Genomic DNA, 21783 nt, shown 5'->3' with positions numbered 1-21783 from the left:
TTAGGACAGCCGCTTCTTTGTGAAGGCCCGGCCGGAGTGAGACTTCAGGTACGCTTCAAAAGCGAGCGCTTTGTACTTGTCACGGAAGGCGCAGTACCAGATCAGCTTCCAAGGCTTGAACTTGGCGGTGTGGGTGGATTTGCCAGCATTGTGCTCTGGAATCCGGCGCTTCAGATTTTCCGTGGCCCCAACGTATTCCTGCTCGGGAAATTCGATGCTGCGGAGGATGTAGACGTACCACATTGACGATTATCGCCTGGGCAGCCGCTGCGCGGGAATCTCACCAGTCCGTCTTCGCCCTTCGGGCTTCGCCGGACACCACGCGTAGCCCGAAGGGCGAAGCGTGGTGGAGCCAGGCGGGATCGAACCGCCGACCTCTTGCATGCCATGCAAGCGCTCTCCCAGCTGAGCTATGGCCCCTTAACCGTCCGACGCGCCTTGGGCGACGCGTCGGGAAAGACCCAGAACCACAGTTCTGGAATTATCTCAAGTCTCTTCGTCACCGCCGACATCACCAATGATGTCGGTGACGTCCTCATCGCCCTCTTCGTCGTCGGCGATAAAGGTCGAATCATCGTCGTCATCGTCCTCGATGGTCTCATCGACTTCGATGTCGTCCTCGGATTCGGGCACGACGGCCTTGACCTTGCCGGTGTTCTCCTCGGCATCGGCCTCCTCGAGCGAGACCTCCTCGACCTCCGCCGGCTCCGGCGTGGCGTCGGCGGCAGCGGCTGCGTGGCGGGCTTCGGCGCCGCGGGGCGCGCGCGCCGGCGCGATGGGCGCGATCGGCACGACTTCTCCGGTATAGGGCGAGATCACCGGATTCTTGTTGAGGTCATAGAACTTTTTGCCCGTGGTCGGGCAAATACGTTTAGTTCCGAGTTCGGACTTGGCCACGGCAGAGGAATCCTGGAAATGTCTGAAAAGCGGTGCTTCACTTGGCTAGTTGGCGGCCCGCTGTCAATAGCGCATTACGGGAGAACGACATGCCCGTGACGGCGGGGAGACCGTGTGGTACCTGCCCCGCGAGTCCCGCAGGGACGTTTCGGGCCTATCCAAGGACACAAACTTGACCGATTCCGACAAGCCGACGCCGCTCCAGTCGCGCGCCAGCGGTCCCCTGACCGGGAAAGTACGGGTGCCCGGAGACAAGTCGATCTCCCACCGTGCCCTCATCCTCGGCGCGCTCGCGGTCGGAGAGACGCGGATTTCGGGCCTCCTGGAGGGCGAGGACGTCCTTAACACCGCCAAATCCATGCAGGCGCTTGGCGCCAGGGTCGAGCGCACCGGAGATTTCGCCTGGAAAGTCGACGGCGTGGGTGTCGCAGGCTTCGCGGAGCCCAAAGCGCCGCTGGATTTCGGCAACTCCGGCACCGGCTGCCGGCTCGTCATGGGCGCCGTCGCCGGCTGCCCGATCTCTGCGATTTTCGACGGCGATGCCTCGCTGCGCACCCGGCCCATGCGCCGGATTCTGGACCCGCTGGATAAGATGGGCGCGAAGGTCGTCGCCGGCGGCGAGGGCGGCCGTCTGCCGCTGACGGTCCAGGGTGCGCGCGATCCGCTGCCGATCACCTACAAGACCCCGGTCGCCTCGGCGCAGATCAAATCCGCCGTGCTGCTCGCGGGCCTGGCCGCGCCCGGCATCACCACGGTCATCGAGACCGAGGCCAGCCGCGACCACACCGAGCTTATGCTCAAGCATTTCGGCGCCGAGATCACCTCGGTGCGGGAAGGTCAGCACGGCCGCCGTATCACGCTCGTGGGGCAGCCGGAGTTGCATGGCGCCAATGTCGTCGTGCCCGCCGATCCCTCATCGGCGGCGTTCCCCATCGTTGCCGCGCTGATCGTCGAAGGTTCCGAAATCATCCTGTCTGATGTCATGACCAATCCGCTGCGGACCGGTCTTTTCACCACGCTGCGCGAAATGGGTGCCTCGATCGAGGAAAGCGAGGTTCGCGGCGACGCCGGCGAGCCGATGGCGAAGCTGCGCGTACGCGCCTCGAAATTGCGCGGTGTGGAGGTGCCGCCGGAGCGCGCACCGTCGATGATCGACGAATATCTGGTGCTGGCGGTGGCGGCCGCCTTCGCCGAGGGCACGACCATCATGCGCGGCCTCCAGGAGCTGCGCGTCAAGGAATCCGACCGTCTCGAAGCCACCGCCGCCATGCTCCGCGTCAACGGCGTCAAGGTCGAGGTCTCCGGCGACGATTTGATCGTCGAAGGCCGCGGCCACGTTCCCGGCGGCGGCGTTGTGGCCACCCACATGGACCATCGCATCGCGATGTCCGCGCTGGTGATGGGCTGCGCCTCCGACCAGCCGGTGACCGTCGATGACACCGCCTTCATCGCCACCAGTTTTCCGGATTTCATTCCGATGATGCGTTCGCTTGGGGCCGATTTTTCATGATCATCGCCATCGACGGGCCCGCGGCGTCGGGCAAGGGCACGCTCGGCAAGCGCCTCGCCCACCATTACGGCTACCGTCATCTTGATACCGGCGTGATCTATCGCGCGGTGGCCTATTCCCTGATGCAGTCCGGTCATGATCTCCGGGACGAGGCGGCGGCGGTCGCTGCGGCGCTGGAACTCGATCCCGAGAAGTTCGGCAATCCCGCCCTGAAGACCCAGAAGGCCGGCGAGGGCGCCTCCATCGTCTCGGCGATCCCAAGGGTGCGCGAAGCCCTGATCAGTTTTCAGCGGCAATTCGCCGCCGATCCGCCGGGCGCCGTGCTCGATGGGCGGGATATTGGAACCGTGATCTGCCCCCATGCCGACGTGAAGATCTTCGTCGTCGCCGACCCCAAAGTCCGCGCCCGCCGCCGGACCATGGAGGCCAAGGCGAGGGGTGAGGAGGCCGATGAGGCCGCCGTACTCGCCGACATCATCCAGCGCGACGAACGCGACAAGAACCGGGCGATCGCGCCCCTGAAGCCGGCCGCGGATGCTTACTTGCTAGATAACTCCCAACTGGATATAGAAGGCGGCGTCCGGGCCGCCATCGACATTATCGAGGCCGTCCGAGCGGGCCGGTCGCGGGGTTAAGCCGCTGCCGTCATTGGAGGAAGCGCCCGCTCCCGCTCTTTGAGGTCGATACTCTCGGTCCCTGCTTGGGGCCGACGCGATCCAGGCTCCGGACAAAAGATTTCCACGTATCGTACGCGCGGGCCTCAGCCGGCCCGCTTCCGCTGTTCCGCCCTCCAGGTCGGAGCAGCGAGCGGTCGCTCGAAGGTTCTGCGGACCTTCCGACACTGCGCGTACGATGCGCCCAAGAACCCAACGGCCGGCATGACATCCGCAACTGGAGAACAAATGGCTTCGACTTCTGCTGATACCTATAGCCCGTCGCGCGACGATTTCGCCGCGATGCTCGACGAGTCCTTCGCAGGCGGCAACCTGCAGGAAAGCTCAGTCATCAAGGGCAAGGTTGTTGCAATCGAAAAGGACATGGCCGTCATCGACGTCGGCCTGAAGACCGAGGGCCGCGTTGCGCTCCGCGAATTTTCCGGCCCCGGCCGTGACAGCGAGCTCAAGGTCGGCGACGAGGTGGAAGTGTTCCTCGACCGGATCGAGAACGCCCTCGGCGAAGCCGTGCTGTCGCGCGACAAGGCGCGCCGCGAAGAGAGCTGGGGCAAGCTCGAGAAGGCCTTCCAGAACAACGAGAAGGTCAACGGCGTCATCTTCAACCAGGTCAAGGGCGGCTTCACCGTCGACCTCGACGGTGCCGTGGCCTTCCTGCCGCGTTCGCAGGTCGACATCCGTCCGATCCGCGACGTTGCGCCGCTGATGAACAACTCGCAGCCGTTCCAGATCCTCAAGATGGACCGCCGCCGCGGCAACATCGTCGTGTCCCGCCGCACGGTTCTCGAAGAGACCCGCGCCGAGCAGCGCCAGGAGCTGGTGCAGAACCTCGAAGAGGGTCAGGTCATCGACGGCGTGGTCAAGAACATCACCGATTACGGTGCGTTCGTTGATCTCGGCGGCATCGACGGTCTGCTGCACGTCACCGATATCGCGTGGCGCCGCGTCAACCATCCGACCGAGGTGCTCTCGATCGGCCAGACCGTGAAGGTCAAGATCATCAAGATCAACCACGAGACGCACCGCATCTCGCTGGGCATGAAGCAGCTGTTGGACGATCCGTGGCAGGGCATCGAAGCCAAGTACCCGCTGGGTGCCCGCTTCACCGGTCGCGTCACCAACATCACCGACTACGGCGCGTTCGTCGAGCTCGAGCCGGGCATCGAAGGCCTGATCCACGTCTCCGAGATGTCGTGGACCAAGAAGAACATGCACCCCGGCAAGATCGTTTCGACCTCGCAGGAAGTCGAAGTGCAGGTGCTCGAAGTCGATTCCGTCAAGCGCCGCATCTCGCTCGGCCTCAAGCAGACCATGCGCAACCCGTGGGAGGTCTTCGTCGAAGGTCACCCGACCGGTTCGACGGTCGAGGGCGAAGTCAAGAACAAGACCGAGTTCGGTCTGTTCCTGGGCCTCGAGGGCGACGTCGACGGCATGGTCCATCTCTCCGACCTCGACTGGAAGCAGCCGGGCGAGCAGGTGATCGACAACTACAAGAAGGGCGACATGGTGAAGGCCGTGGTGCTCGATGTGGACGTCGAGAAGGAGCGCATCTCGCTTGGCATCAAGCAGCTCGAAGGCGACCCCTTCGCCGAGCCGGGCGATGTCAAGAAGGGCGCTGTCGTGACCTGCGAAGTGATCGACGTGAAGGAGAGCGGCATCGAGGTGAAGATCACCGGTACCGACTTCACCACGTTCGTGAAGCGCTCGGAGCTCGCCCGTGACCGCAACGATCAGCGCGCCGAACGCTTTGCCGTCGGCGAGAAGGTCGATGCCCGCGTGATCCAGTTCGACAAGAAGGCCCGCAAGGTCCAGGTGTCGATCAAGGCCCTCGAAGTCGCCGAAGAGAAGGAAGCCATCGCGCAGTACGGCTCCTCCGATTCGGGGGCGACGCTCGGCGACATCCTCGGCACCGCGCTCAAGAACCGCGACACCAAGTAAGCGAAACGCAGGTTTCGCTGCATCAAAGCCCCGGCGCAAGCCGGGGCTTTTTTGTTGTTGAGGTCGTAGCCCGGATGGAGCGAAGCGCAATCCGGGAAAGCCTCTCCGTGAGGCGAGAACCCCGGATTACGTTTGCGCTCCATCCGGGCTACGCCGCTACCGGCCTTGTTTTCTTCTAATTGCGCCGCAATTGATGTATCCAGATAAGCCAATGGTCACGCTGCGACGGCACAACGCGCCCGGCCTTTCATCTGGAGATACTGAGATGTCGCTCGATTCGGACATCATCGTCGATCGCCGCAGGATCCGCCGCAAGCTGACGTTCTGGCGCGTCTTGGCCGCGCTGATCGCGATCGCGGCGATCGCTGGCTTCGCACTGGTCGCGACGCCGGGTGCGCGCGGCACGTTCGCGTCCGCCGGCTCGATCGCGCGGGTCCAGATCGACGGCCTGATCCGCAGCGATTCCGATCGCACGCAGGCGCTCGAGCGGCTGGAGAATTCGCAGGCTGCTGCCGTCATCGTCCACATCAACTCGCCGGGCGGCACCACCGCCGGCTCCGAGCAGCTCTACGATTCCCTTGTGAGTCTGAAGGCGAAGAAGCCTCTCGTCGTGGTCGTCGAAGGCCTCGCCGCCTCCGGCGGCTACATCACCGCGATCGCCAGCGATCACATCATCGCCCAGCAGAGCTCGCTGGTCGGCTCGATCGGCGTGCTGTTCCAGTTTCCGAACGTCTCGGAGCTGTTGAAGACCGTCGGCGTCAAGGTCGAGGAGGTAAAGTCCACGCCGCTGAAGGCCGCGCCCAACGGTTTTGAGCCAACCAGCCCCGAGGCACGGGCGGCGCTCGATGCGCTGGTGAAGGATTCCTATGCCTGGTTCAAGGGATTGGTGAAGGACCGGCGTGGCATGGATGACACGCAGCTCGAGAAAGTGGTTGATGGCCGTGTCTTCACCGGACGCCAGGCGATCGACCTCAAGCTGATCGACCAGATTGGCGACGAGAAAACTGCCGTGACCTGGCTGGTCGAGCAGAAGGGCGTCAAGAAGGGACTCTCCGTGCGCGATTACAAGCTGCAGCCGCGCTTCAGCGATCTGCCGTTCCTCAAGACGGCGGCCGCAGTGACGCTGGAAGCACTGGGTTTAGGCTCGATTGCGCATCAAATCGGACAAACCGGCGTCGCACAGGCGGTCGATCGGCTCGGAATGGATGGAATGCTCGCCTTGTGGCAGCCGGCGGCGTCGAACTGACGGAACCGGGCGAGCCCCGGAGGTTTTTCCCGTTCGGCGCGTGCAGGGCCAGCCTGCTTTTTTGGCATTTGTCACGTATTTTCACGACGCTCAACCTTCATTTAGCGTCTTGACAGATCACGGTATTTTCACGGAAATGGTCGTCCGCACGCTCCCGGGTCCTATCTCTCGATGATCAAATCCGAACTTGTTCAGCGTATCGCCGAGCACAACCCGCATCTGTACCAGCGGGATGTCGAGAACATTGTGAATGCGATTCTCGAAGAGATCGTAGCGGCTCTCGCGCGCGGTGACCGCGTCGAGTTGCGCGGCTTCGGTGCCTTCTCGGTCAAGCATCGCCCTGCACGCGCAGGGCGCAATCCGCGCACCGGCGCCCATGTGCCTGTCGATCAGAAGAGCGTTCCGTTCTTCAAGACCGGCAAGGAAATGCGCGAACGGCTGAATCGCGACCATCCGGATCCAGGCGCGCCAGACTGAGGTCCACCTCAGGGTTTCCGGCGGTCGCCACCGATGCGGCCGCAACTTTGATTCAAGGCGAGCGAGCCGAGATGCGAAAATTCCTGACCGCGCTGGTCGTGATTCCGCTGGGCCTGATCCTGATGATCTTTGCCGTCGCCAACCGGCATTTCGTCACGGTCTCGTTCGATCCCTTCGTGTCCAACGACCCGTCATTCTCGGTCACGCTGCCGCTGTTCCTGCTCCTGATCGTGGTGGCCGCGCTCGGGGTTCTCGCGGGCGGTTGTGCCGTCTGGTTCGGCCAGCGGCACTGGCGGCGTGCGGCGCGCCGGCATGACGCGGATGCCCGGGCCGCGCGAGGCGAGCTGGCCGATCTGCGGGCCCAGGCGGCCGCAGCAAGGCCCGAGTCCCAGCGCCTCCCCGTTCCCTCCGGGGTGGGGCTTTACGGGCCCGTCGGGCGAGACAAGCAGCGCGCGACGTTGTAGAAGCGGCCGCGACCGAAAAGCCCGTTTTCCGGCCGCGGACCTGCGGCCTCCATTTGCTTTGAGCCCATATCCGTCGAGAACATGTCCCTGCTCGTCAAAATCTGCGGCCTGTCCACGCCCGAGACGCTCGAAACGGCGCTCGAGGCGGGTGCCGACATGGTGGGCTTTGTGTTCTTCCCGCCGTCCCCGCGGCATTTGTCGCTGGAAGCCGGCCGGGGGCTCGGCCGGCAGGTGAAGCGGCGCGCGCTCAAGGTCGCCCTCACCGTCGATGCCGACGACGCCACGCTCGACAACATCATGGACGCGCTGTCGCCGGACATTTTCCAGCTTCATGGCACGGAAAGCGTGGCCCGGCTGCGCGACATCAAGCAGCGGTTCGGTCGCCCGGTGATGAAGGTCGTGCCGGTCGCAACGTCAGCCGATCTCGGCGTGCTGCCCGGCTACGCAGAGGTGGCCGAACGCATCCTGTTCGATGCGCGCGCGCCGAAGGACGCGACGCGGCCGGGCGGCCTCGGTGCACCGTTCGATTGGCATCTGCTCGGAAACCTGGAGCTGAACGTGCCGTATATGGTTTCGGGCGGGCTAGATGCAGGGAACGTCGCCGAAGCCGTTCGCGTCACCCGCGCCGGTGGTGTGGACGTCTCCTCCGGTGTCGAGAGCGCCCCGGGCGTGAAGGATCCCGGGATGATCAAGGCCTTCATTCGCGCCGCGCGCGCAAGCCAAGATGCAAATCAAGAGTTGAGCGTCCGATGAATGTTGTAAAACCCAATTCCTATCGCAGCGGCCCCGACGAGCGCGGCCATTTCGGCATATTCGGCGGACGCTTCGTTGCCGAAACCCTGATGCCGCTGATCCTCGATCTGGAGAAAGCCTACACCGATGCCAAGGCCGATCCGGCCTTCCAGATCGAGATGAACGGCTATCTCAAGAATTACGTCGGCCGGCCCTCGCCGCTTTATTTTGCCGAGCGTCTGACCGAACATCTCGGCGGCGCCAAAATCTATCTCAAGCGCGAAGAGCTCAACCACACCGGCTCGCACAAGGTGAACAACGTGCTCGGCCAGATCATGCTGGCGCGGCGGATGGGCAAGAAGCGCATCATCGCCGAGACCGGTGCCGGCCAGCACGGTGTCGCCACCGCGACGCTGTGCGCGCGCTTCGGCCTGGAATGTATCGTCTATATGGGCGCCGTCGACGTCGAGCGGCAGCAGCCCAACGTCATCCGCATGGAGATGCTGGGCGCAACGGTGGTCCCGGTGCAGTCGGGCACGCGCACGCTGAAGGACGCCATGAACGAGGCGCTGCGCGATTGGGTCACCAACGTGCACAACACGTTCTACTGCATCGGCACGGTCGCAGGGCCCCATCCCTATCCGACGCTGGTGCGCGACTTCCAGTCGATCATCGGCAATGAGACCAAGGTGCAGATGCAGGAGATCGAAGGCCGCCTGCCGGATTCGCTGGTCGCCTGCATCGGCGGCGGCTCCAACGCGATGGGCCTGTTTCATCCGTTCCTTGACGATTCCTCGGTCGAGATCTTCGGCGTCGAAGCTGCGGGCCACGGGCTGACGCAACTGCATGCGGCATCGATCGCGGGCGGCCGTCCCGGCGTGCTGCACGGCAACCGCACCTATCTCCTGATGGACGCGGACGGCCAGATCCAGGACGCGCATTCGATCTCCGCCGGCCTCGACTATCCCGGCATCGGCCCCGAGCACTCCTGGCTGCACGAGATCGGCCGCGTGAACTATCTCTCCGCGACCGACGACGAGGCGCTCGCAGCGTTCCAGCTGCTGTCAAAGCTGGAAGGCATCATCCCCGCGCTCGAACCGGCACATGCCATCGCCAAGGTGATGGAGCTCGCGCCGAAGCGGACAAAAGATCACCTGATGGTCGTCAACCTCTCCGGCCGCGGCGACAAGGACGTCCCGCAGGTCGGCGACATCCTGAGGGGCAAGAGCAAGTGACCACGCGTATCGACACCCGTTTCGCAGAGCTGAAGAAAGCCGGCCGCGCGGCCTTCGTCACCTTCCTGATGGCCGGCGATCCCGATCCGGCGACCTCGCTCGAGATCATCAAGGCGCTGCCGAAAGCGGGCGCCGACGTGATCGAACTCGGCATGCCCTTCACCGATCCGATGGCCGACGGTCCCTCGATCCAGGCGGCAGGCCTGCGCGCGCTCAAGGCCGGCATGACGCTGAAGAAGACGCTCGATCTCGTGCGCGGCTTCCGCAAGGACGACAACACGACGCCGATCGTGCTGATGGGCTACTACAACCCGATCTACATCTACGGCGTCGACAAATTCCTGGTCGATGCGAAAGCCGCCGGCATCGACGGCCTCATCATCGTCGATTTGCCGCCGGAAGAGGACGACGAGCTCTGCCTGCCCGCGATGAAGGCCGGCCTTAATTTCATCCGCCTGGCGACGCCGACCACCGACGACAAGCGCCTGCCGGCCGTGCTCGCCAACACCTCGGGCTTTGTCTACTACGTCGCGATTACCGGCATCACCGGCGCGGCGGCTGCAGATGCCTCCGCCGTCGGCGAGGCCGTTATCCGCATCAAGCGGCACACCGAGCTGCCGGTCTGCGTCGGCTTCGGCATCCGCACGCCGGAGAATGCCCGCGCGATTGCCTCGCATGCCAACGGCGCCGTGGTCGGCACCGCGCTGGTCGATGCCCTCAAGAACAGCCTCGATGCGGACGGGCGCGCCACCGGCAAGACCGTCAACGCCGTCGCTGAGCTGACGGCGGCACTGGCCCAGGGCGTCAAAGGCGCGCAACAGGCGGCGGAATAGGCCTTAATTCCGCTGCCAAGTCCTACGAGCAAGGCCGACGATACGGCGGCTTGCCGGGCCGGGTCCCGGCCGCCATATATCTCTTCAGGCGGTCCCCAGGCGGGATCGCACATCGGAGCAAACCATGAACTGGCTTACCAATGTGGTCCGGCCGAAGATCCGCAACATGCTGCGGCGGGAGACGCCGGAGAATCTGTGGATCAAGTGCCCGGATTCCGGACAGCTCGTGTTCTACAAGGACGTCGAGGCCAACCAGTTCGTCATCCCCGGCTCGAACTATCATATGCGCATGAACGCGGTGGCGCGTCTGAAGTCGATTTTCGACAACGAGACCTGGTACGACGTCGCGCTGCCTGACGTCACGCCCGATCCGCTCAAGTTCCGTGACGAGAAGAAGTACGTGGATCGCATCAAGGATGCGCGCGCGCGAACCAACCTCAACGACGCGATCAAGGTCGGCTACGGCAAACTCGAAGGTGCCGCCGTCGTCGTCGCCGTGCAGGATTTCGACTTCATGGGCGGCTCGCTCGGCATGGCCGCGGGCGAAGCCATCGTGCGCGGGCTCGAGCTTGCGGTCGAGAAGAAGTCACCCTTCATCGTGTTCGCCGCCAGTGGTGGCGCGCGCATGCAGGAAGGCATCCTGTCACTGATGCAGATGCCGCGAACCACGGTCGCGGTGCAGATGCTGCGTGAAGCGAAACAGCCCTACATCGTCGTGCTGACCAACCCGACCACCGGCGGCGTCACCGCGTCTTACGCGATGCTCGGCGACGTGCAGATCGCCGAGCCCGGTGCGCTGATCGGTTTTGCCGGCGCGCGCGTGATCGAGCAGACCATTCGCGAAAAACTTCCCGAGGGTTTTCAGCGCGCCGAATATCTCAAGGAGCACGGCATGGTCGACATGGTCGTGCATCGCCACGAATTGCGCCCGACCCTGGCGCGGCTCTGCCGTCTGTTGACCAGGGCGCCGGCGCTGGAGAGTGGATCCAAACCGGTGCAGCCGGTCGTGAGCCCGGCGCAGATCGTATCGGCTCCCGAAACGGCGCCGGCCGCGCCGCACGCGTGAACGCTTCCTCTGACAGCGCAAAGCCGCCGCTCGGCGAATTGATCGGGCGGCTGTCGGCCCTGCATCAGAAACGCATCGATCTCGGGCTGGATCGGATGCACCGCCTGCTCGAGCGGCTCGGTCACCCCGAGCGCAAGCTGCCGCCGGTGATCCACATCGCCGGTACCAACGGCAAGGGCTCGACGCTGGCTTATCTGCGCGCGACGCTGGAAGCCGCAGGCCTGCGCGTCCACGCTTACACTTCGCCCTATCTCGTTCGCATCAACGAATGTTTCCGGCTCGGCCGCGTCGGTGGCGGCGTGCTGGTCGGTGACGACGAGTTGCGCGCGGCGCTGGAAGGGGTCGAGCGTGTCAATGCCGGCGAGCCGGCCACACTGTTCGAGCTCAAGACGGCGGCTGCATTTCACCTGTTCGCGCAGAACCCGGCCGATGTGGTTCTGCTGGAGGTCGGCCTTGGGGGCCGGCTTGATTCAACCAATGTGGTTGACGCGCCGGCGGCCTGCGTGATCACGCCTATCAGCATGGACCACATGGATTTCCTCGGCGATACTTTGACGTCGATCGCCGGCGAAAAGGCTGCAATCATCAAGCAGGGCGTGCCCGTGGTGTGCGCCGAGCAGCCGGGTGAGGCGATGGCCGTGGTCGAGGCGCAGGCCAAGCGCATGCGGGCGCCGTTGTTTGCCGCGGGCGAGAGCTGGCATGTCAACGTCGAGCACGGGCGCCTGGTTTATTCCGACGAGCGCGGCTTGATGGATCTCACAGCGCCGCGCCTGTTCGGTCGCCACCAGTTCGACAATGCCGGTCTCGCCATCGCAACGCTGCGGGCCACCAACGCCTTCAAGATCAACCAAGCGGCGTTCGAGGCCGGGATCGTCGGTGCGGAATGGCCGGCACGGATGCAGCGCATCGCTTCGGGCGAGTTGCTCGCTCTCGGCCCGCAGGGCTCGGAGATCTGGCTCGACGGCGGCCACAATGCGGAAGGCGGCCGCGTTGCGGCGGCCGCGCTCGGCGATCTCGAAGAGCGGCTGTCGCGGCCGCTGGTCGTGATCGCCGGCATGATGGCCAACAAGGACGCGCAGGCTTTTCTCGCCAATTTCGCCGGTTTGACCCGTCACATCATCGCGGTGCCGATTCCCGACACCGACAACGCGATGCCGGTCGACCGCCTCACGGATGCCGCCCGCAGCCTCGGCATGCGCGTCGAGCCCGCGCCCGGCGTCGAGGCCGCACTGCGCGCCTTGGCGAAGCTCGCCTACGAAGTGCCGCCGCGCATCCTGATCACCGGCTCGCTCTATCTCGCCGGCCACGTGCTCGCCATCAACGGCACGCCTCCTGCATAGAGGTTGGGTAGCCCGGATGGAGCGAAGCGCAATCCGGGATTGTACCAAAAGCGACAAAGGCCCCGGATTACGCTTCACTCCATCCGGGCTACAGGAAGACCCATGCGTTTTGCAGCGATTGCCGACGTCCACGGAAATTACCTCGCGCTGGAAGCTGTGCTCGCCGACATCCGCGCGCAAGGCGTCTCCGACATCGTCAATCTCGGCGACATGCTGAGCGGTCCGCTCGATGCCGGCCGGACCATCGAAATCCTGATGCAGCTCGATGCCGTGCACGTGCTCGGCAATCACGACCGCTATCTGCTCGACCGTCCTCCGGAGAAGATGGGTTCGTGGGATCGTCCGGCCCATGCAGCGCTCGACGCCGCGCAACTCGACTGGCTGCGTGCCCAGCCGATGACGCGCGTCTTTCGCGAGCAGGTGTTCCTCTGCCACGCGACGCCCGACAGTGACGAAGTCTATTGGCTCGATACCGTGCATCCCGACGGCGCGGTGGCGCTGTCGCCGCTCGATCGCATCGAGCAATTTGCGCAAGGCATCACGCAATCGCTGATCCTGTGCGCCCACACCCATCTCGCCCGTGCCGTGCGACTTCGAGATGGAAGGCTGATCGTCAATCCCGGCAGCGTCGGCAGCCCCGGCTATCGCGACAAGCATCCGTTCCCGCATCTCGTCGAAGCCGGCACCCCGCACGCGCGCTATGCGATTCTCGAGCTAACCGATGGTGCCTGGCAGCTCACGTTCCGCCAAGTCGTCTACGATCACGAGACGATGGCCGCGCTCGCTCGCCGCAATGGCCAGCCGGAGTTGGCGAACGCGCTGGCGACGGGATGGATTGCCTAGCGCCGTCGCTTCGTAGCCTGGATGGAGCGAAGCGCAATCCAGGAATCGTGCCACAAATGACGACGGCCCCGGATTACGCTGCGCTCCATCCGGGCTACCGGTTACGGCTGTTTCAACAGCTTCATCGGATCGGCCACCTTCTGCTTCAGCTGCTCGAAGCTGCATTGCCGCGGGGCCTTGTCGGGACGCCAGCGCAGAATCGAGGTGCCGTGGCGAAAGCGCTCGCCGCTGAAATGGTCGTAGCAAACCTCGATCACCAACTTCGGCTTGAGCGGACACCACTTGGCCGAGCGCTCGGTGGACCAGCGGCTCGGCCCGCCCGGCGCGTTGCCGGTGAAGCCCGGCTCGCCGATCAGCGCCTCCAGCCGATCGGTCAGGTCAGGCTTGTCCGTCGCCTTGATCGCCGAGGTGAAGCCGACATGATGCAGGAGACCTTCGTCGTCATAGAGTCCGAGCAGCAGCGACCCGACCACCTTCCGGCCGGCAATCTTGTTGGTGGCATAGCGGAAGCCGCCGACCACGCAATCGGCGCTGCGGAATTTCTTGATCTTCTGCATGCCGTCGCGATTTCCCGCCTGGTAGGGCAGGTCGATGCGCTTGGCGATGACGCCGTCCGAGCCGCCGCCGGATTGCGCCAGCCATTTCCTCGCAATGGCGTAGCTCGTGGTCGCCGGTGAGAGGCGGAAGATGCTGCCTTTCAGATGGGCCTTGGCAAACGCTTCCAGCGCCGGCCGTCGTTCGCTCAGCGGCTGCTCGGCAAGTTGTTTCTCCCGGGCCGTCGCAAGCAGATCGAAAGCGAGATAGAGCGCCGGCGTCTCGTCCGAGAGCTTCTTCACGCGGCTCGCCGCAGGGTGAATGCGTTGCAGGAGCGCGTCGAAGGAAAATCCCTTGCCGTGCGGCACGACGATCTCGCCGTCGAGCGTGAAGCGATCCGCCTTCAGCTTCAGCGCCGCGGCGACGATCTCAGGGAAATAGCGCGCGAGGTCTTCACCGGATTTCGAGCGCAGATCAATGCTGCCGCCGTTGCGCGACAGCAGGCAGCGGAAGCCATCCCATTTCGGCTCGTATTGCCACTCCTTGCCGCGCGGGATCGCGTCGACCGAGCGCGCCTCCATCGCCACGAGAGATGTCGATTTTCGCGCGCGTCTTGCAGGGGGAGGCACGGGCTGGGACTCGTCATACGCTGGAACTGTCCCATCAACGCAAAACGGCCGGCTTTCGCCGGCCGCTTCCAAAAATATTCTTGTGCGAGGCGGATCAGACCGCGGAGGTGATCCACTGCTGCAGCTTCGCCTTCGGCGCCGCGCCGACCTGGCGGGAGGCCATCTCGCCGCCCTTGAAGATCATCAGGGTCGGGATCGACATCACGCCATATTTCGACGCGGTCTTCGGGCTCTCGTCGACGTTGAGCTTCACGATCTTGACTTTGTCGCCCATCGCGCCGGCGATCTCGTCGAGCGCGGGTGCGATCATGCGGCAGGGGCCGCACCATTCGGCCCAGAAATCGACGACCACGGGGCCGTTTGCCTTGAGCACTTCGGCTTCGAAATCGGTGTCAGAAACCTTACCAACGGCCATGGGAGTACCTCGTACCTGAGAGAAGGGCGCGACGGGAATCGCGCCCGAGATCATGGCGTCAACCTATGAATGGCTCCTTGCCGGGTCAAGGACGCTCACACCGAGATGAAGAGATGCCAGCGCCGCGTCCAGCGCGGGAGCCGAAATCTCCATATATTCAAGGGCCTCGGTCCAGAGCAGGACGGCGCGGACCGGCTTTTGGGGATAAAGCCGCGAAAGCACCGCCCGGTATAGCGCCAGCTGGCGGGCATAGGCGGCAGGCGCCGCATCGGCGCTCCTGGGAGCCGCCTGATTGGTCTTGAAATCGACGATCAGAACCTCATCCGGCCGAACGACCAGCCGGTCGATCTGCCCGGACACCAGCGCCGGGGTGCGGCCCGGCCGTTCCAGCCGGCCGACGATCGCGACCTCCGCCCGGCTGCCGGCGGCAAACACCGGCGCAAACCGTGGCTCGGCGATCAAGGCGAGCACCTTGTCGGCCAGCGCGGCGCGGTCAGCCTCCGCCCAGTCCGCGGCGTTGCGTGCCATGAAGCCGAGCGCCGCCTCGCGCCGGCGCTCGATGGCGATGTCGGGGAGCGATTGCAGCAGCCGGTGCACCAGCGTGCCGCGTTGCAGCGCGAGCGCGCGGGACTGCACTGATTCGCCCGACAGCACGGTGCGGCCTTCCCCGGACGGCTGTCCGGAGGGGCGCACCGGATCGTCTTCGATGGTCTCGGGCGGTACCGGCGTCCGCAGCCAGACCGGGAGCGCGGTCGTCTGGTCCAACGAGATCGCGGGCGTGCCCAGCGCCACGACATCCTCCGGTCGGGAGAAGCGCGTTACCTTTCCCAGCGGCGTCTCGATCGTCTCTTTCGCCAGGCCCGAGCCGGCGAGCCCGGTGTCGACCAGATCGTACCAGCTCAGCTTGCGGACCGTCTTCATGTTGCCGGGCATGCAGCCGCCGACGATGAGCCGGTCGGCGGCGCGCGTCATCGCGACGTAGAGCAGGCGGCGGTATTCGTCCTCGGTCTCCTCGAGCATCGCCTTGCGGGCGTCGGCGACGGGCTTGGGATCGTCCGCCTTGCGTCCAGCCCAGACCACCACCTCGCCGCCATTGCCGCGCGGGACCTGGATCAGCCGGAGCCGCTGCGAATCCGCGGGCGACGATGTGGTGTCGACCATGAACACGACCGAGGCCTCCAGGCCCTTGGCGCCGTGCACGGTCATCACCCGCACCTCGTCGCGCGAGATCTCCATGTCGCGCTTCACCTCAGTATCGGCCGAGCGCAGCCAGGCCATGAAACCCTGCAGCGAGGCCGGCGCCTTGCGCTCGTAATTCAGCGCCAGCTCCAGGAACTCATCGAGCGCGTCATTGGCCTCATGGCCGAGCCGGCGCAGCATGCGCGCGCGTCCGCCGTCGCCCCCGAGCAACCAGGCGTAAAAGGCGAACGGCGTCTCCTCGCGGGCTCGGGTTTCGCAGGCTTCGAGGCGTCGCAACGCCGCAGTGAATGTCTCGCTTGTCGGGGCATGTTCGCCGAGCGCGCGGCGAAGCGATCCCTTGCGGTCATGGGCCAGCTGGAACAGATCGTCGTCATCGAGCCCGAACAGCGGGCTCTTCAGCGCCACCGCGAGCGCGAGATCGTCCTGCGGCAGCAGCAGCGCGTCCGCAAGATTCATTAGGTCGATGATTCCGATGTGCTCAGTGAGCTTGAGCCGATCGGCGCCGGCGACCGGAACGTTGGCGTGCTTCAGCGCCTGGATCACTGCATCGAACGCGTTGCCGCGGCGGCGCACCAGGATCAGCATGTCGCCATAACGCAGGGGACGCCGCTCGCCCTCGTGGCCCGTCAGCGTGCCGCTTTCGACCAGCCGCTTGATCTCGGTCTGGATCCGGCGCGCGAGCTTCACCTCGGGGCTGGTGGCGGCGACGCCGTCGAACGGCGCGCGCCAGCCCTCGATCTCCTGCCTGTCGTCGGCTTCCGCAAGGTCCCAGAGCTCGATCACGCTGGGACCTGCATCGCCGAGAGCGTTGTGCAGGGGATGACCGGTCTCGAGCGAATGGATGCTCTTGTAGATCGCGGGCTCGCGGAAGACGTGGTCCACCGAATGCAGGATCGCGGCGCCGGAGCGGAACGAATAGGTGAAGGCGACCGGATCGAATTTCAGTCCGGCCGCCGTGAACTTGCGGTGCAGCTCGCGTCGGCGTGCGTCGAACTCCCGGGGCTGAGCACCCTGAAAGGAGAAAATCGACTGCTTCTCGTCGCCGACAGCGAAGACGGTGCGATTCAGGCCTTCGCGCGCACCTTCGCCGGCGGTGAATTCCGAGATGATGTGCGCGACGATGTCCCATTGCCGCGGGCTGGTGTCCTGGGCTTCGTCGATCAGCACGTGATCGACGCCGCGGTCGAGCTTGTAATGCACCCAGCCCGAGGAAACGCGGTCGAGCATCGCCAGCGTCTTGTCGATCAAATCGTCATAGTCGAGCAGGCCGCGCTCCTGCTTCTCGCGACGGTAGTTTGCGGCGGCGGCGGTTGCGATATGCAGCAGGGCCGCGCTGCGGTCGCGCATGGTCACCGCGCGGCGCTTCTCGATCAATCCTGCCAGGCGTTGCGCCTCGTTCTCGAACAGGCGGGCGACGGATGGTTTCTGCTCGCCGAACTTCTTGGTCAGCACCGCCTTGCGCGGCAGCTTTTCGTCGGTCAGGAAGACGCAGAGATAGGCATCGACCTGCGCGGCACCGGAAAACGCCTTTGCTTCGCGGAGCCGGCTGGCCTGGTCGTTGTCGGACTTGCTGCCGTCTTCCAGCGCGAAGGCGATGTCGTCCCAGCGCGATCGCGGCAGATACGGGCCGTCGAGAATCTCCGTCTCGACATCCTCGATGCGGTCGTTTGCGTCCACGCCCAGCACGGCCGCCATCTGCGCAGCAGCGGCCTCGGCGTTGCCGGCCTCATCGGTCCAGGCCATGAAGTGGTCGCGGCTGAGACATGCCTCGCGCACGACCTCCTTGAAGGTGACGTCGGCGGCGCTCGCCATCGCGGTCTGCAGCGCGCGGCCGGTGATGCTTTCAGGGTCGCGCGCGGCCTCCAGCAGCACCTTCAGATTGGCGCGCTCCATCATGTCGGTCTGGTCGCGCTCGTCGATCACGGCAAAGCGCGCGGGGACATTGGCCTCGAACGGAAACTGCTGGAGCAGGCGCGTGCACAGCGCGTGGATGGTCTGCACCTTCAACCCGCCCGGCGTCTCCAGCGCGCAGGCGAACAGCTTGCGCGCTTCGCGCCGCAGTTTTCGGTCCGGATGGGGAATGCCGACGTCACGGATCGCCGCATCGAGCGCGGTGTCGTCGAGCGTCACCCAATGCCCGAGCGTGGTGAACACGCGCTCGGCCATGTTGGCGGCAGCCGCCTTGGTGAAGGTGATGCAGAGGATCTTTTCCGGCGGCACGCCCGAGAGCAGCAGGCGGATCACGCGCTGCACCAGCACATGCGTTTTGCCCGAGCCGGCATTGGCCGACACGAAGGCCGACGCGGTCGGATCCGATGCGCGCGCCTGTCGCGCGCGCAACTCATCCGGGATGGGGCGCGGTGCCTTCACCATTCCTCGATCCCCAATCCACCGGCCGCGGACCATTCCTTGATCCGGGCGAGATCGTCATAGGCGCCGTAGCGGTTGGTCCACATCGGCAGGTTCAAGGAGGTATAGGGCTGGTTCTCGTCGTCGAAGGCGCGAATCAGCGCCTCGAGCTTGGCCCTGGCCTCAGCAGCCGCGGTGTCCGGCGGCTGCGGCTCGTCGCCTTGCCTATACTTGAGCTCGAGAATGCGTTCTTCGCCCGGCGGATTGTTGCCGCTCAGGCGAACATAGACGAGCTGGCTCACGGATGCGCCGGCGTCGATGTCGGGAAAACCACCCTCGCGCAGGATCGCGGCTTCCAGCGTGAGCTGCGGCGACAGGCCCATGCGGACCTGCTTGCCGGTCGGTGGCTGGCCGGTCTTGTAGTCGAGGATAGCGTAGCCGCCGCCTTGGCGCCGTTCGATGCGGTCGGCGCGAGCGGAGAGACGGAAGCTGCGCCCATGGTCGAGCGGGATCGAGATTTCGCCGCGGGTTTCCGCGGTGATCACCTCGATCGCGCCGCGCCGCGCCGTCTCCCATTCGCCGAACCAGCGCGCGATGCGCTGGAAGCGTGGCCACCACAGCGCCCGCGCCTCGGGTCGCTCCATCAATGGCGCAAAGTATTTTTCGCCGATCGCGCGCAGCACGCGTGAGGGATCATCTGGCAGATCGGTGGCGTAGCGTTCCGTGAACTCGCCGAGCGCATCATGGATTGCCGAGCCGCGGTCGGCGGCCGACAGCGGCATGTCGACGGGATCGAGCGCGTCGAGCCGCAAAATGTGTTTTGCGTAGATCGTATAGGGATCACGCAGCCAGTCCTCGATCCCGGTAACAGACATCCTGAGCGGCCGGGTCGCGCGTGGCGGTCGCGGCTCGGGCTGCTTGATCGGCCTCACCTCGTCGGGCTGGTCCAGCGCGGCTGCGAACTGCACGTATTTCTCGCCCGCGCGAATCGCGGCCTTCCAGTGCGCATCGCCCGCGACCGCCTCCAGCCGGTGCAGGAAGCGCGAGGCGACCGCCGGCGCACCGCCAGCCTTGGCGGAGTGGGTGAGGATGACCTCCTCGCCGCCGAGCAATTGCGCAAAATCATGCGCGGAGAGGCCGATACGGCGTTCCGGCAGATCGAGGCCGAGCTGGTGCCGCATCGGTCGGCTCAGCCACGGATCGATCCGCGGCGCCGGTGGCCAGACCCCCTCGATCAGGCCGCCAACGATGATGCGGTCGGCCTGCATCAGGCGCGATTCCAGCGGGCCGTAGATCTGCAAGCGCGCGCCCGGCCTGTCCCGCCGCCGCACCGCGCGATCGCTGAACGCGGTCTGGAAGACGTCTGCGTAGTCGGGCAGCGTGACCATCAATCCGCTGGTCGTGCCGCCGCGCAGGAGATCGTCGAAGGCGCTCGCGAGCGCGAGGCCTTCGCGCTCCTCGAACGCCAGCGGGATGCCCTGCTCGTCGCGCGACAGCTCGATCATGATCTCGCGATGCCGATGCGCGAGTTCGGCGAAGTCATATGGTCTTGATGATGCAAGACTCTCGATCGGCGCCAAGGCTTGTCGTAAGCCATCGATCAGCACCTGAATGCGATCGAGGTCTTCGGCCTTGAGACGTGCACGCGGCTCGGCCTTGTGCAGCGCGGAGACCTCGCTGCGCCACAGCTTTGCCAGTTCCTCGCGAAAGCGATTGAATTCGCGCAACAGGCCGGCGGTGCCCGCGGGCGGGCGCGTGCCGCGCAACAAAGCGAGCTCCAGGTCTTCGATCGCCGCCTTCCATGCACCAGACGCCCGGCCGATCCGGCATAGCGGATGCTTCAGCATCGCCAGCAGCGTCGGCGGCTCCAATCCCTTGGTCGCAGCCTCCGCCGTCAGTCGCGCAAAGACGCCGGCGGCGGTTTCCATCAGGACATCGCCGCCGGAATCATCGAATGCGAGATCCCATCGTGTCAGCGCAGCCATCACCCGCCGCGCCAGCGCGCGATCGGGCGTGACCAGCGCCGCGGATTTGTCGAGGTGCCGCGCCTCGCGCATCGCGATGGCGATGGCGAGCGCTTCCATTTCCGGGTTGGGGGCTTCGACAACCGCGAGGTTCTTCATGCCGCCGGTGATCTTCGCGGCCACGTCCGGCTGCTTCAGCCGGTCGTGCCAGATCTCGGTCTTAGCCGACGGCCGCATCGATTCGGAGGCCAGCAGATCGCGGCCGCCTTCCGCCGGAGGCTTGAGGATGTCGACGTCGCCGCGCTTGATGCCAAACCGATCCAGCAGCGCGTGCATGGCATATTGCGGATGGTTCGAGACCGGGTGCTCAGCGAACTTGCCGAGCGAATCGCGTACGCCGCCGATGCTGCGCCATGCATCGTCGTCGAGATCAGTGTCGAGGCCGGGCAGCACCACGGCGCCATGCGGCAGCGAGGCGACTGCATGGAGAAATCTTGCCGTGGCCGGCATCGAGCCGGTCGAACCGGCCGCGATCACGGGGCCTTGGTGATGCGCGGTCAGCCGCCTGGCTTCGGCATCGATCAGGAGGTCGCGGCGGGCAGCGGGCTCGATGCGTTTGATTTCGGCGAGATGACCCGGCCAAGCGATGCGCGCGATACGCAAAAATTCAAGCGAGTGCTGCCAGTACCGGTCGAGCATATCAGGTACGAGGCCATCGAGCGCGCTCCAGTCGACGCCGCGCGTGACCATGTCGTCGATCAGACGCGCGAGATCGGAAGCCAGCGCCAGCGTCGAGGCGGGGCCCCCGACGACCAGCGGAGACAGCACCGGGCCCTTGGCCCAGGCCGCGACGAGCTGCGCCAGTGTCAGCCGCCGTTCGAGCTCGCCGAGCCGCGGCGGAATGTCGAGCGGCGTTGCGCCGGAAAACTGTTCGCCCTCATCGGCGAAAGCGAGCTCATCCTCGTCGATGTCGCCGAGCGCGACGATGCGCGGCAGCACGACCGCATCCGCCTTCATCTCGTCGAGGAAGATCTCGCGGACGATTCGCATGGCGCGCCGTGTCGGCAGGTACAGCGTGGCGTCCGCCAGCCGCGCCGGTTCCTTGCGCGCCTCAAAGCCGTCGACCAGCCGGCCGTCGAGCAGGCTGGAGACGACGGTGCGCAGGAACGGAACTGAGATGGGAACGCTGAAAACGCGCATGAGCTGCCTGATTCGGGAATCAGGCGCCAATATAGGGAGGCGGACTCAAATGGATATGGGTGGAGGGAGATAGTCCCCGCTGTTCGCCGGACCAGAACAGGTGCCGTAGGGTGGGCAAGGCGCAACGCGCCGTGCCCACCATGTTTCCGCGAATTTCAGCTTAGATGGTGGGCACGCTTCGCTTTGCCCACCCTTGTAATAGCGCGATCAGTTATTCTCGACCTGTTCCGTGAGGAATGG

General features: G+C 65.3%; 18 protein-coding genes and 1 tRNA gene. 12 read left to right on the top strand and 7 right to left on the bottom strand.

Annotated features, from left to right (window positions below; all coding sequences use genetic code 11):
• The 3 genes from AC0L30_RS39195 to AC0L30_RS39185 form a co-directional block, all read right to left on the bottom strand.
• Positions 1 to 243 carry a GIY-YIG nuclease family protein gene (locus AC0L30_RS39195; protein ID WP_354200289.1) on the bottom strand — a complete coding sequence of 81 codons (243 nt, stop codon included), beginning with the start codon at positions 241 to 243 and terminating at the stop codon, positions 1 to 3.
• 101 nt (positions 244 to 344) lie between these two features.
• A tRNA-Ala gene (locus AC0L30_RS39190) sits at positions 345 to 420 on the bottom strand.
• Positions 421 to 486: 66 nt separating this feature from the next.
• Positions 487 to 897 (bottom strand): TIGR02300 family protein, encoded by a 411-nt coding sequence (locus AC0L30_RS39185; RefSeq protein WP_007598417.1) that lies wholly within the window; start codon positions 895 to 897, stop codon positions 487 to 489.
• Between the two features lie 172 nt (positions 898 to 1069).
• Here AC0L30_RS39185 and aroA point away from each other — a divergent pair, with 172 nt between their 5' ends.
• The 12 genes from aroA (at position 1070) to AC0L30_RS39125 (ending at position 13252) form a co-directional block, all read left to right on the top strand.
• A complete protein-coding gene (gene aroA, locus AC0L30_RS39180) occupies positions 1070 to 2407 on the top strand; it encodes a 3-phosphoshikimate 1-carboxyvinyltransferase (protein WP_473406489.1) in 1338 nt (445 codons plus the stop codon).
• Positions 2404 to 3042 (top strand): (d)CMP kinase, encoded by a 639-nt coding sequence (gene cmk / locus AC0L30_RS39175; RefSeq protein ID WP_007598415.1) that lies wholly within the window; start codon positions 2404 to 2406, stop codon positions 3040 to 3042. Before aroA ends, cmk begins: the two co-directional genes overlap by 4 nt.
• 267 nt (positions 3043 to 3309) lie before the next feature.
• Positions 3310 to 5016, top strand: a complete 1707-nt coding sequence (gene rpsA, locus AC0L30_RS39170; RefSeq protein WP_007598413.1) for a 30S ribosomal protein S1 — start codon at positions 3310 to 3312, stop codon at positions 5014 to 5016.
• 265 nt (positions 5017 to 5281) lie between these two features.
• Complete coding sequence (sppA, locus tag AC0L30_RS39165; RefSeq protein ID WP_007598412.1) at positions 5282 to 6262, top strand: signal peptide peptidase SppA; 981 nt, start codon at positions 5282 to 5284, stop codon at positions 6260 to 6262.
• A gap of 171 nt (positions 6263 to 6433) precedes the next feature.
• Positions 6434 to 6739: an integration host factor subunit beta gene (locus AC0L30_RS39160; protein ID WP_007598410.1), complete on the top strand. Its 306-nt coding sequence runs from the start codon at positions 6434 to 6436 to the stop codon at positions 6737 to 6739.
• Positions 6740 to 6810: 71 nt separating this feature from the next.
• Entirely contained in the window at positions 6811 to 7203 is a 393-nt protein-coding gene (locus AC0L30_RS39155; protein ID WP_007598407.1) for a lipopolysaccharide assembly protein LapA domain-containing protein, read from the top strand.
• An 81-nt stretch (positions 7204 to 7284) separates the two neighbouring features.
• Entirely contained in the window at positions 7285 to 7956 is a 672-nt protein-coding gene (locus AC0L30_RS39150) for a phosphoribosylanthranilate isomerase (protein ID WP_473406488.1), read from the top strand.
• Entirely contained in the window at positions 7953 to 9170 is a 1218-nt protein-coding gene (gene trpB, locus AC0L30_RS39145; RefSeq protein WP_473406487.1) for a tryptophan synthase subunit beta, read from the top strand. Before AC0L30_RS39150 ends, trpB begins: the two co-directional genes overlap by 4 nt.
• Entirely contained in the window at positions 9167 to 10003 is an 837-nt protein-coding gene (gene trpA / locus AC0L30_RS39140; RefSeq protein WP_473406486.1) for a tryptophan synthase subunit alpha, read from the top strand. Before trpB ends, trpA begins: the two co-directional genes overlap by 4 nt.
• A gap of 124 nt (positions 10004 to 10127) precedes the next feature.
• Entirely contained in the window at positions 10128 to 11069 is a 942-nt protein-coding gene (gene accD / locus AC0L30_RS39135; protein ID WP_007598402.1) for an acetyl-CoA carboxylase, carboxyltransferase subunit beta, read from the top strand.
• Entirely contained in the window at positions 11066 to 12409 is a 1344-nt protein-coding gene (locus AC0L30_RS39130; RefSeq protein ID WP_473406485.1) for a bifunctional folylpolyglutamate synthase/dihydrofolate synthase, read from the top strand. The genes accD and AC0L30_RS39130 overlap by 4 nt, the downstream gene beginning before the upstream one ends.
• 102 nt (positions 12410 to 12511) lie before the next feature.
• The gene (locus AC0L30_RS39125) at positions 12512 to 13252 is read left to right on the top strand and encodes a metallophosphoesterase family protein (RefSeq protein ID WP_473406484.1); all 741 of its coding nucleotides are present in this window, start codon (positions 12512 to 12514) and stop codon (positions 13250 to 13252) included.
• 101 nt (positions 13253 to 13353) lie between these two features.
• On the opposite strand, the gene AC0L30_RS39120 is transcribed toward AC0L30_RS39125, so the two are convergent.
• The 4 genes from AC0L30_RS39120 to addB form a co-directional block, all read right to left on the bottom strand.
• Entirely contained in the window at positions 13354 to 14367 is a 1014-nt protein-coding gene (locus AC0L30_RS39120) for an ATP-dependent DNA ligase (RefSeq protein WP_473406492.1), read from the bottom strand.
• Between the two features lie 142 nt (positions 14368 to 14509).
• Positions 14510 to 14830, bottom strand: a complete 321-nt coding sequence (gene trxA / locus AC0L30_RS39115; protein WP_007598398.1) for a thioredoxin — start codon at positions 14828 to 14830, stop codon at positions 14510 to 14512.
• 63 nt (positions 14831 to 14893) lie between these two features.
• Complete coding sequence (gene addA / locus AC0L30_RS39110) at positions 14894 to 18403, bottom strand: double-strand break repair helicase AddA (protein WP_473406483.1); 3510 nt, start codon at positions 18401 to 18403, stop codon at positions 14894 to 14896.
• Complete coding sequence (addB, locus tag AC0L30_RS39105; protein ID WP_473406482.1) at positions 18397 to 21543, bottom strand: double-strand break repair protein AddB; 3147 nt, start codon at positions 21541 to 21543, stop codon at positions 18397 to 18399. Before addB ends, addA begins: the two co-directional genes overlap by 7 nt.
• Positions 21544 to 21783: the final 240 nt, after the last annotated feature.

It is taken from the genome of Bradyrhizobium sp. MI1.11, assembly GCF_055811255.1.
This window is presented reverse-complemented; position numbering and strand designations above follow the sequence as displayed.

Coding starts and splice junctions, on each gene's coding strand:
- AC0L30_RS39120 (WP_473406492.1), bottom strand. CDS start 14,367: ATGGAGGCGCGCTCGGTCGACGCGATCCCGCGCGGCAAGGAGTGGCAA.
- trpB (WP_473406487.1), top strand. CDS start 7,953: ATGAATGTTGTAAAACCCAATTCCTATCGCAGCGGCCCCGACGAGCGC.
- sppA (WP_007598412.1), top strand. CDS start 5,282: ATGTCGCTCGATTCGGACATCATCGTCGATCGCCGCAGGATCCGCCGC.
- addA (WP_473406483.1), bottom strand. CDS start 18,403: ATGGTGAAGGCACCGCGCCCCATCCCGGATGAGTTGCGCGCGCGACAG.
- AC0L30_RS39160 (WP_007598410.1), top strand. CDS start 6,434: ATGATCAAATCCGAACTTGTTCAGCGTATCGCCGAGCACAACCCGCAT.
- addB (WP_473406482.1), bottom strand. CDS start 21,543: ATGCGCGTTTTCAGCGTTCCCATCTCAGTTCCGTTCCTGCGCACCGTC.
- cmk (WP_007598415.1), top strand. CDS start 2,404: ATGATCATCGCCATCGACGGGCCCGCGGCGTCGGGCAAGGGCACGCTC.
- rpsA (WP_007598413.1), top strand. CDS start 3,310: ATGGCTTCGACTTCTGCTGATACCTATAGCCCGTCGCGCGACGATTTC.
- accD (WP_007598402.1), top strand. CDS start 10,128: ATGAACTGGCTTACCAATGTGGTCCGGCCGAAGATCCGCAACATGCTG.
- AC0L30_RS39195 (WP_354200289.1), bottom strand. CDS start 243: ATGTGGTACGTCTACATCCTCCGCAGCATCGAATTTCCCGAGCAGGAA.
- AC0L30_RS39125 (WP_473406484.1), top strand. CDS start 12,512: ATGCGTTTTGCAGCGATTGCCGACGTCCACGGAAATTACCTCGCGCTG.
- trxA (WP_007598398.1), bottom strand. CDS start 14,830: ATGGCCGTTGGTAAGGTTTCTGACACCGATTTCGAAGCCGAAGTGCTC.
- AC0L30_RS39155 (WP_007598407.1), top strand. CDS start 6,811: ATGCGAAAATTCCTGACCGCGCTGGTCGTGATTCCGCTGGGCCTGATC.
- AC0L30_RS39150 (WP_473406488.1), top strand. CDS start 7,285: ATGTCCCTGCTCGTCAAAATCTGCGGCCTGTCCACGCCCGAGACGCTC.